We start from the raw sequence: 8,513 nt of genomic DNA on the forward strand, positions 1-8,513 counted from the left end.
TCTTGAGGATTCATCGCTCCACCCCGCATCCTGTTTGACCAACAAAGCGTAGCTCAAATGGGAAACTTGTTTTTGAGACAGAAGACTAGTGAAGGCAGCGTTTCCGCGCGAGGGGCGTCAGTCCCGCGCCGCCCTCATGCGTTCCAGCCGGCTGGCAGAAGCTCATGATCAAGCCGAATAGCCGAATAGCCGAATCGGCGATTAGCGCGATCTCTGAAAAGTAAGTACGGGCATAACCTCGTTTTGGTAACGGTATCTCCAAGCAAGTATCGGCCCTAAGCTGCTTTAGTTGGAAAAATGGCCTCGCATTAGAACTTTTTACTGGTTTGTGCAATATTTTTATTTGTACAAAATATAAATGATGCGCAGAAGCTTTCAGGAATACGCGAAATGGTTACGTGTCGAGGTGCGCACTCCCTTGTCGATATTGCCGCTCTAGAGCGGTTGCGGAAGAATTACAGAATGGTTCAGGCGATTTAGATGATGCTATCAAATATTGTGTAATGCGTTTTTTCTATTTGGCTTGTTACAAAATAGAATTCGACAGGTCAGAGCTCGACTGCTAGAACTGGATCCAATTATCACGCACTGAATGCGTCGTGTTGTAGATAATTGTAGCTTTGCCTTATGTAGAATTATTTTCCTGTACGAGATGATCTCATCTTGCATAAGAGTTTCTGTATTCTTATAGGGGGTAGCTTGGTCGGTGTAGTGCGCTAGTTAATCTGAAATGTGATGCTGTTTATTAATCTAGCGAATTTATTTATCGATAGGTATCAAAAAACTATAAGTCAGAGAGGGATAAAATGAACATCCATTCCAATGCCTTTAATTTCAAGTCCTTTTTGGATGGTCAAGTAGACCCCCGTACAGGGCTATATGGCACTACTATCTCTTTGGCGACACTGTCTCCTCAGGGTGCAATAGAAGTAAGTCGCAGTATCTATCTACAATTCTCCATGTTGAATGATACTGATGTCGGCTATGGTAAAGGTTGGGGTATGAGTGAGACCATATTTGATTCGGCATCGGATACGCCCAGTCTGAGATTGTTGAGTGGCGAGCGCATTGTTACCGATCGTTTACCTGATGTAGGGGAGGAGTTGATTTTAAAGGACAGGAAGCTTAAAGATCTCGTTGTTCGGCGTTCTGCAGAATTTGAGCTTCACGTGATTTATATAGACGGCACTATCGAAATTTTACAGTTTTCACCACACAAGCACCTATTCCATCTCCATCAAATAGTTTTCGAAAACGGAGAGCGATTCGAATTCCATCGCGAGACTGGGACTCTAGTGAAAATTACTAATATGCAAACGGAACAGGAGATGCTGGTACTGCACTATCCTCAAGGCCATCTTACGATGGCAGATACTCTCGTTCATGATGGGCGGATGGCGCGAAAGCAGTTCAATGTGACAAGAAATTTCGAGTTAACCACCGTTACGGCTCCTTTCGATAGGGATGATGCACCTGAAACGTTGTCTTATTATGTGTTTGAATATGAATCTTTCGCAGACAACGTAATTGCAATAACAAAGCTGGAAACTCCTAGCGGAGGGATAGAAGAAATTTACTATCATCCGCACGGACATGAGATTGACCACAATAGATTTATACCTAATGTTACAGGCTGGACAAAACGACCAGGCGCGGGGCAAAAAAATATAATTCGCACGTACACCTACAGCAGCAACAATTTTACCGGCTTTCCATACAATGATGGCTTTCGTGAGGGGGTTGATAATCTATACTTTGTGCAAGATGGTGCTTATGAATATATAAGCGAGGAGCAGGTTATTGAAGAGGCTGAAGAGGTGGCGGATGTTAGCGTTTTGCGGACCACCAAAAATACCTTCAATAATTTTCACTTGCTAGTCTCTGAAGAAGTGACGCGCGGAAATGCCAAAATCACCAAAGAAATAACTTACAATAATGTTCCAGGGGCTAGTTTTCCAGAGCAGCCGGCCAATTTACAACTACCCAAAAAAATAATTACACGCTACGAGTTATTGGGCGGCGATGATGGTCGGGAGGAAGTGATACTTAGCGAAACAGATGAATTTGGGAATGAAACCAGCCGAACAGAAACATCCGGTATTCGCCACGTTATGACCTATTATCCTGTTGAAGGGGTGCCTGCCGTTGAAGACGTGCCAGAATTGTGTCCTCCAGAGCCTCATGGACAGTTTGTAAGGTTTAAAAAAGACGAGACAATATACCCGGCTTTTGGAGAGTTGTCGCCCAAGTCAAGCAGTTATACGTATACATCGTTAAGCACGCTTGACGGTAATAGCTTTTATGTGGCTATTAAGTCTCATGCTGAGTTGAATGATGCCGTTGTTACTGATTTCATCTACTATGATGACACTACTGACGCACCGCTGCATGGTAGGATTAAAGGGGCTTCTACTACTATTAATGAGTTCATGACAAGGACCGAGTTTGCATATGAGCTGAAAAACAACTTGATTATTGAGAGTCGTAAAGTAATAGGTTTTGATAATGCCTACTTAGAGTCGAGCCGATCACTTTCACTGATTGGTCGGTTGCTCTATTCGATCACGAAAGAAGACTCCGCCACGTTGACGTATGAATATGACGTGTCCGAAAGAATGGTGTCAGAGCTCGCCTCGCCTAACACTGATAGTGAAGCTGCTCGACTGTATACGTATACATTTGGAGGCCCCAGCAACCAGGCTAGCCTTGAGACGATAGACGCGTTAGGTGGTCAGTATGTCACTTACTACGACGGATTTGGGCGTCAAATCTCTAATGCTGAAATCAAAAAGACACAGGAGGGGGCGGAGGAGTTCACTTTACTAAAATTGACTTACAATGAATTTGATCAGGTAACGTCTGAAGAGGTTGTGGATCAAACAGATAACGGCAAACTCTCATTAATCACAAGTTATGCATATAGCTCTTGGGGTGAACGTAGTCACATCACTCGCCCCGATGGAAGCGTATACATAACTGACTATGATCCCATAAGTCGTTTGAAAACCGAGGGGGTAGTCGGTCTACATCCAACTCTCAGTTACTATAATGATTTCAATAAGGTGGTTAAGCAGGTCAGCAACCGCTTTCCAGGCATTAACATGATTGATCGGACCTTTGATGGTTTTGGTCGGTGCACCTTTGAGGTGTTGGATAGTGCTATTGAAGTGGCTTATGAATATGACATTTTTGATCGAGTAGAGGTTAAACGGTATAAGCCTGATGGAGATTCTGCCGGCAATTACTCAAGAGTACTGCGCATTGGCTACGCCCAGCATACTAGCGATGAGATGGCTGTTTCCCAAGATGTTAATGACGTGCGCCTGGGGTCGCGTGTTTATGATGGGGTTGGTCGACTGAAAGAGCAATTAAGGGGCGTGGCAGGGTTTGCGGCGACTTGGCGCTATGAGGATGGAACAACTCTGCCGACAGAGTCGCGCTCTCCACGTGGAGTCACTCAGAACTTTAGATATAATCCTGAATTGAGACAGCTCGAGCAGATCACATTGGCCAGCGGTATAGCCAGTGAATTCTCATACAACAATGTTACTGGGCTATTAGAGCGTTCAAGTAATAGTGCGCAATTCGTTCATCTGCAAGAGCATGATAAATACGGTCGCGTATATGTAGATACGCAGGTTGCAATGAACCGGGCTGAATATGTTTCACGCTATGATTATTCTACCGCGGGGCGGTTGCTGAGGAGAGATTCTCCGCAAGATGGTGTTGAAAATAGATCCTATGACAGTGTTGGTAGGCTTGAACATATTGTTGTGGGTGATACCTTTGTTGATTATAAATATGATCAATACGGCAGAGTTGCCAGCTATACAGCTGGTCAAGGTGGCTATGAAATAACGACAGAGATCACTTATGAGGCCATTTGTGAGCGAGAGTCGATGCGTGAGACGATTGTGAATGGAGAGAGTAAAAACTTTCTATTGACTAGCTATTACCTCGATGGTCGCCTGCACGAACGCCATAATGTAGACCTTGTCGACGAAGGCGCTGAAATTACCACTGAGCGTTTTACCTACGATCCTAATAGGCGTTTAAGCCTGTATCAGTGTGATGGAGCAAATCATCCGATTGATCATCTCGGTCGAAGTATTGTCCGTCAAGAGTTTGCCTATGACAGCTTAAATAATATAACTCAGGTCGTCACAGTCTTTTTGGATGGTTCTAGAAACGTGAGTGATAGGTTGTTTGGTTTGCCTGATCCAACTCAGCTGGCCAGATTAACGCATTCAAATCCCCCGAGTGTAGTTACGCTAGCGTATGATGAGTCAGGAAACGTAATTTCAGATGGCGTAAGTGTATATACTTATGATGACTTTGAAAGGTTAATTGCTGTTGTTCAGTCTGATAGACAGAACTTCGCTATCTATGGGTACGATGCCGATGGAAGACAAATATCTCGCTCAGACCCTGGGGGGCGCCCAGATGTGGAGTTAAATTACGCTCATGGAGAAATGGTAAATGCTACTCAGATGAGCAGAACATCGAAATTTCTACGTAATGCACAAGATGTGTTGGCTAATAATAGAAGTGGGTCCGATGATGATGAGTTTAATTTACTGGATCAGTCAGCGAGTGTCAGGGGGGTTATAACGGAGGCGGGGCAGAATAAGCGTATTTTTTACACGCCTTATGGTGTATCAAACGTGGGTGATCAAGGCAGTTCGAGCATGTTGGTTGATCGGGTTCGCGCCGCCTTCAATGGTGAACTGCTCGACCCCGTAACCAACTTATACCATCTGGGGAACGGCCGTAGGGCCTATAATCCGGAGCTGATGATCTTTCTGTCCCCCGACCCGTTAAGTCCCTTCGGTGCCGGAGGGATTAATGCGTATGCCTATTGTCATGGTGACCCGATTAATTTTAGTGACCCCAGTGGTCTTATGCCGAAGTGGTTGGCTTGGCTTTTGGGGCTAGGGGGGCTTTTAGCTGGGATATTGTCATTCGGGTTCGCACTTGCAGCTATCGGGCCGGTCGTAACAGCTGCAGTGGTTGCAGGCGTGGCGGCCGGAGGCCTAGGTGTCGTCAGCGGGACGTTAGGCGTGGCCGCAATGGGGGTGGAGGCGGAGGACGAGAGAAAAGGTTGGGGCAAACGTAGTGGGGTTATCAGCAGACTAAATAAAGCCTCACTAGGCTTCGGTGTAGCATCTATAGCCGCGGGATTGGTTTCAGCTGGATACTCTGCTGTTGCGGCATATCGCACAGCAAGAACAAGCAGTACGATTAATAATAGGATGGGGGCTATCTGGAATGTAGAGACTCATAATACTGTTACTTTTGTTCCGGAAACTAATCGGTATGGAGCAGGTGTTGGTTTTTCTGTTAGGGGAGGATTAACGGAAGGAGTTCGTGCCGCTCTCGGATTTAACGATAGCAATATTAGATTTATGAGAGCGTTTGGGGTTATTGCTGGAGGTGCGGACCTTGTGTTCGGAATTACCGCTACAGTAACTGGATCTGGCTCCGTGGCTGACGACAACTCCTCGGAGTCCGATAGCGAACCAATGAGTAAAAATGGTGCGTCCACGTCGACGATAGGTGCATTTACTGATTCCATTGCCAGTGCCCATGGTTTTTCGAGCAGGTTTGATGAAGGTGCTAGTCGGCTTCGTGATTCGGCACTCTCTGAAATGTACCGAAGTTCGACGTAGTATTATTTATTTGCTTCCTGAATTGCCAAGCGTGATTCTTTATCTTGAATTGCCTTGAAGTATATAGGTCGACTTGAAGAGTCACGATTTGGTTTTCCCTGTTAGTATCACATTTGGTAAATGAAGGGTGATGTTATGATATTCGTTGAGCAGCGCATGTTAGATTCCATCTTCAAGTCGGCGAGAAGCCCTGGCTCGGTTGGCAGAGTGCAGGCCCTATCGTTAGGACGAGAATGTGTACCCTTTTTTTCAGATGGAGTAAAATTCCTAATTGAATTTATCGCGCCACCGTTTTTACGAGATGAATCATTTTTTCAAGAAATGCTTTATATAGATCAGGACGGTGATTATTTTATTCCTAAATTTGATCATCGGCTTATTTTGGTCTGGACCAGCACTGATGTTGAGGGTGTTGAAAGCGAATGGTCAGAGGTTAATTCGTCACAGGATGTGGGTTTTCAGACGCTGGAATTTGCCAGAATGTTTCAGCGAGCTGTATTTGTTTACTTTCACAGTAGCCCTAATATCGATCAGTATTTTTTTGAGGCCAACGAACAGTTTGCTCACTTTGTTCAAGAAAAGGCTTTGTTTGCTGATGAGGAACTAAACGCGCGCTACGGGGTGGAAAACTTTAAGCAGATTGCCGCTCCGTTTTATGGTTTTGCCCTTAATCATACTCTATGAGTACTGGAGAATGTCATGAACGTCGTCCGTTTTACACACTTTAGCATACGCATATTGAATGGCGCCAATTCATTGTACGCCAACAATAGGCAGCAACTGGCTGTCACTGTTGAGTACATAAAAACGGTGAACGGTGTGAATACGCCGCTGACAACTCGCGAATTAGAGTCACTTCAACTGGTAGCGCGCGATGGTGAGGCTATGCCAGACAATTGGAGCTCGGATCAGCAGCATCGTGGGTTTGATGAAGGTTTGTGGCAATCTAGGAGCATGGCTGATAGTTCCGATGGCTTTGTTGAGGGCCTTGAACAGCAAGTGGGTCCGGCTGCAGAGAATTCGTCAGTACAGTTCGTTACATTGTTTCTTAGAGCAAGGTTGAATGCTGAGTCCAGAGAATTTAGGGCTACTGTGGTAATTGACGAACTCCGGCGGTTTTATAGTGATCGGGATGCGGGGGAGCCGGCCGTAGGTAATCTATTTAATAGCTGGATTAGAGCAGTCTCTATAGCGCCATATACGTTGCACGCTGCTGACCTGAGTCATTTTATTGAAGTTGGACACAGGGGGGCGGGCAGTGGGTCGAGCACGGCTGAAACTATCGTACATTATTGGCGGTTACCGTCAGGCTTGAGGGTAATGCAAGAGATTGGAAGTGGTGGTGGCCGCTTTCAGCCACCTGGGCTCTCATTAATTTGGGACTCCGGCCGGCGGCTAATGTTTAGAATTACCCACACGGTGTCAAATCTGTCCGTTGGGCAGATTAGGCGTTATCCTCATCTCAATAACCAGAATGTTAGATTAAATAATCGACCAGATCTTATTCGGGCGTGCATGGACTACATCCGTAGCCACCCCGTAGGTGATTGGGGGCGTGCAACTAGTATGGTTATGATTGTTGATAATTTTGGATGTGAGCATCGATTTCTTCTCGCGCAGGTTGATAATAATACTATTTCGCTTACTGTCGGTTAGTGATCGCGCATAGGCTAAGTCTGATTAGATTGAGTTTCAATGCGGGTTCTTCGGTTGGCGAGTTAATCATAAATGTCGCGTGACGGATTCGCATTGATTTTTCGGTACGTATTAAGAGTCATGTACGTTATCTTGGGCAGCTTTCTGCATGGTGCATTTTTTAGATTATCTGAAGGTTACATTCTCAAATGGCAAGATGACGCCGGCATGTCGCAGTGTGGTGATTATTTGTCGCTGCTTGTAGGCCTCGCTGAGACAGAATACTGCTCCGGCATGAGCGTCTATGCTGGATGGTCGTCTCAGTATGTTCTGCATGTGATTCTCACCTATTAAGGCAGGCTGCACATCTTACCCTGACATACGCTCGACATGTAATGCTCCCGGCATTAGGGGGCGGAAAAAATACGCGATTTTCTTACACGCCTAGCGCTAAAGCGATAGAGTGTTTTGTGAATGTCCTGTTAGGCCTTCAGCTCAGCGTCAAGGCCTTTTTGTGCAGCGAAATATGTAATGCCTGATTTTCTTTGGATGATATTTAGGCTGGTATCTATTATATCGCCTACGATTTCGATCAGCATGGCCGAGAGGATATGTCCGAGCTGAGGATTGAATGCATCGGCAACGAGGTTCAAAAGCGGTTGCAGGAAATTATGAAGCAAGCGCATCAGCATGATATAGTCAATTCAGCTGTTATTTGTAGGGGCGTCTGCCCCTAAGCTGGTACTTGTTCGCAGTCTTTGGAGTTCTTGTTTTTTTGACATTGAGAGCAAGAAATCTGTCGCAATGCTAAAAGACGATCCTATCTACCCTCTGGGGATGTTTCTACATGGGTCGAAGAAAATTACCACGGTATTGCTGGGACAGCGCTGTGGAAAGCTACTACAGGTTCTTCCTCAACAAACGAAATGTCGTAAACTAGTGTCCTGACTCAGATAAAATGTTCTCTTTGTTCTCGCGTGCCATAGCCTCTCGGGCACCCTGGATCTTACGCAAGATGTCTTCACCTTTTGCGCTCCAGACGTATCGGTAGGGATGAGCATTGTGCAGCGCTAAAAACGTGGTAATGGACCTGGCCAGTTCACGTGTGGAACTGAAGCTGCCGTCGCGCAAGTAAACGGTGATATCCCGGAAGAAGCGCTCAACCATGTTCATCCAGGAGCTCGAGGTCGGAGTGAAGTGCAGGAGGAA

General features: G+C 45.8%; 4 protein-coding genes and 1 pseudogene. 3 read left to right on the forward strand and 2 right to left on the reverse strand.

Features of this window, described 5'->3' with window-relative positions:
- Positions 1 to 806 precede the first annotated feature (806 nt).
- The 3 genes from F6X61_RS18675 (at position 807) to F6X61_RS18685 (ending at position 7,325) form a co-directional block, all read left to right on the forward strand.
- A complete protein-coding gene (locus F6X61_RS18675; protein ID WP_153787869.1) occupies positions 807 to 5,669 on the forward strand; it encodes an RHS repeat domain-containing protein in 4,863 nt (1,620 codons plus the stop codon).
- A 156-nt stretch (positions 5,670 to 5,825) separates the two neighbouring features.
- Positions 5,826 to 6,353, forward strand: coding sequence for a hypothetical protein (locus tag F6X61_RS18680; RefSeq protein WP_153787870.1), 528 nt, complete (start codon positions 5,826 to 5,828; stop codon positions 6,351 to 6,353).
- Positions 6,354 to 6,368: 15 nt separating this feature from the next.
- On the forward strand, positions 6,369 to 7,325 hold the full coding sequence (locus F6X61_RS18685) for a hypothetical protein (protein ID WP_153787871.1): 957 nt from the start codon (positions 6,369 to 6,371) through the stop codon (positions 7,323 to 7,325).
- A 461-nt stretch (positions 7,326 to 7,786) separates the two neighbouring features.
- On the opposite strand, the gene F6X61_RS18690 is transcribed toward F6X61_RS18685, so the two are convergent.
- Positions 7,787 to 7,996, reverse strand: a complete 210-nt coding sequence (locus F6X61_RS18690; RefSeq protein WP_153787872.1) for a hypothetical protein — start codon at positions 7,994 to 7,996, stop codon at positions 7,787 to 7,789.
- A gap of 244 nt (positions 7,997 to 8,240) precedes the next feature.
- A pseudogene (locus tag F6X61_RS18695) lies at positions 8,241 to 8,513 on the reverse strand (IS630 family transposase); the annotation flags it as partial.

This window comes from Pseudomonas sp. EMN2, assembly GCF_009650555.1.
Taxonomy (GTDB): Bacteria; Pseudomonadota; Gammaproteobacteria; order Pseudomonadales; family Pseudomonadaceae; genus Aquipseudomonas; species Aquipseudomonas sichuanensis.